Source organism: Mesorhizobium sp. M4A.F.Ca.ET.050.02.1.1, assembly GCF_003997725.1.
Classification (GTDB): Bacteria; Pseudomonadota; Alphaproteobacteria; order Rhizobiales; family Rhizobiaceae; genus Mesorhizobium.
In genome coordinates, this window is record NZ_RZSG01000900.1 from 1 (window position 1) to 2,238 (window position 2,238).

Genomic DNA, 2,238 nt, shown 5'->3' on the forward strand with positions numbered 1-2,238 from the left:
GCTCCACGAGGTCTAGGGTGTTGGTCGAGCCTTGCGCGCGCACCAGTTCCGGCGTGGTGCCGAACTGGTCGCGGAAGGCGCGGGTGAAAGCCTCATGCGAGCCGTAGCCAGCTTCGAGCGCGACCGAAAGAATATCGGGCGCGCCGCCGGCAAGCTTGCGCGCCGCCTCGCTCAGGCGGCGCGCGCGCATGTAGCCCATCACCGAGCGCCCGGTGGCGGCGCCGAACGCGCGCGTCACATGGAAACGCGACACGCCGCTGCTTTGCGCGACATCGTCAAGCGAAATCGCGTCCGGCAGATGGCTTTCGACAAACCACAGCGCTTTCTCGGTCGGGTGCATGGTTCCTCGCATTTGGCCGGCCGACGATAATGCCCGCGCGGACAGTCAGTTTGATCCAAATTGCGCACTGCGCAATAATGCGTCGGTCATGCCCCGTCGATGTGGGAATCGAAGCGGCATGATCCAGTGTCCGGGGAAGGGGCGTCCCGATGACCACGGCGGCTGCCGATCAGGTATACCGGTTTGGCGGGTTCACGCTCGACCTCGCCATGGGCACGTTGCGCGGCGTCAACGAGCCGCTGTTCCTGCGCCCGAAGGCCTACGCCCTGCTTTCGCATCTTGCCCGAAACATGGGCCGTGTCGTGCCGAAAGCGGAGTTGATGGACGTTGTCTGGCCGGGCGTCTACGTCACCGAGGACTCGCTCACGCAGTCGGTGCGCGAAATCCGCAAGGTGCTTGGCGAAGAAATGGTGCGCACCGTCTCCAAGCGCGGCTACATGCTTGCCGGGGAGGCGGAACCCCCGCCCGAGATGAGCTCCCAGCCGATCGTGGCGGTCGTTCGCTTTCGCAACGAGAGCGGCAATCCGGCCGACGAAGCGATGGTCGACGGCTTTGCCGAGGATCTGATCAACGGCGTGGCCCGCTTCGGTACAGTCACCGTGCTGGCGCGCAATTCGAGCTTTTCCTTCTCCTCCTTCGGCCGTGGCGAGTGGCCGCAGATCCGTGCCCGCATCGGCGCCGACTACCTGGTCGAAGGGTCGCTGCGCCGGCAAGGCGAGCATGTCGTGGTGGCCGTCAGCCTGGTCGACATCGCGACCGCCAGCCAGCTCTGGGGCGACCGCTACCAGTCGCAGGGCGCTGGTCTGTTCGCGACCGGAGGCGAGATCGTCGAGCAGATCGTCAGCCGGCTGGTCACGCGGGTCACCAATGCCGGGCTGGAACAGGCCTCACGCAAGCCGGTGACCAGCCTCGCCGCCTATGAGCTTCTGCTGCGCGGTTTTGCGCTGCTGCGCGATCCGGCCCAGACCGACCAGCGCGGCGCCGAGGCATTGTTCGAGGCGGCCATCGCCAAGGATCCGAATTATGGGCTGGCCTACACCTATCTCGCCCTGGCGCGCTCGCTGGACGGGGAGTTCGGCCGCGCCAGCGACGCGGTGCTGCAGAACGCGCGGGACCTTGCCGACAAGGGCCTGGCCTTGTCGCCGGACCAGCCGACCGGCCATCGCGTGCAATCGCTGATCCGCCTCTACATGCGCGACCACGAGGCAGCCGAGCACCACATGCGCATCGCGTTGCGGCTCAATCCCTGCGATGCCGACAGCATCGAGCAGATGGGCATGCTGCTGACCATGCGCGGCCGCCCGTTGGAGGCGCTGACCTGGCTGGCGCGCGGCATCCGCATCGATCCCTTGCACCCGCACTGGTACCAGTTCGACCGTGCGCTGGCGCTCTACATGATGGGGGAATACCGGCAGGCGGCGGAAGCGCTGGAACTGGCCACGCGTCCGGCACCCTGGATCCGGACGCGACTGGCGGCCTGCTATGCCCAGATGGGCGACATGGAGAAGGCGCGGCGGCAGATCGCCCTCATCGAGGAGGGCGATGCTTTTGCGCCGCTCGACTACGCGCTGCGCGGCGTGCCCTTCGAGAACCGGGCAGATGCCGAGCATCTCGCCGAAGGCGTGCGACTTGCCCTCGGCGAGGTTTAGCCCGAGGCCGATCGTCAATCGACGACGACCACTATGTAGCGGCCCTGATAGGCCCGGTAGTAGGTGCCGCCGCAACGCCAGACGTCGAAGCCGTTGACCTTGGTGCGGACGCAGCCGGCCGGCAAGGTCGCGACCCAGGCAGTGGTGTGCCTCAGCACCCGCCATGTCGTGTTGCGGCGGGCGACACCGGCGGCGCTGCGCGGCGTCCAGGGATGGCCGACGCGGGCCTCGGCCGTGCCGACCAGCGAC

Annotated in this window: 3 protein-coding genes; 1 reads left to right on the top strand and 2 read right to left on the bottom strand. The window is 67.5% G+C overall.

The window, feature by feature from the left end:
- Positions 1–340 (bottom strand): AraC family transcriptional regulator (locus EOA33_RS32870; protein ID WP_145989431.1); only part of this gene is annotated, 340 nt, incomplete at its 3' end.
- 149 nt (positions 341–489) lie between these two features.
- Here EOA33_RS32870 and EOA33_RS32875 point away from each other — a divergent pair.
- The gene (locus EOA33_RS32875) at positions 490–1,989 is read left to right on the top strand and encodes a winged helix-turn-helix domain-containing protein (protein WP_127407515.1); all 1,500 of its coding nucleotides are present in this window, start codon (positions 490–492) and stop codon (positions 1,987–1,989) included.
- Positions 1,990–2,003: 14 nt separating this feature from the next.
- On the opposite strand, the gene EOA33_RS39465 is transcribed toward EOA33_RS32875, so the two are convergent.
- Positions 2,004–2,238, bottom strand: a 235-nt coding sequence (locus EOA33_RS39465; RefSeq protein WP_190234449.1) for a hypothetical protein, incomplete at its 5' end; no start/stop codon positions are given.

Bases quoted from the DNA above. Each gene is read 5' to 3' on its own strand.
- EOA33_RS32875 (WP_127407515.1), top strand. From the start codon at position 490: ATGACCACGGCGGCTGCCGATCAGGTATACCGGTTTGGCGGGTTCACG.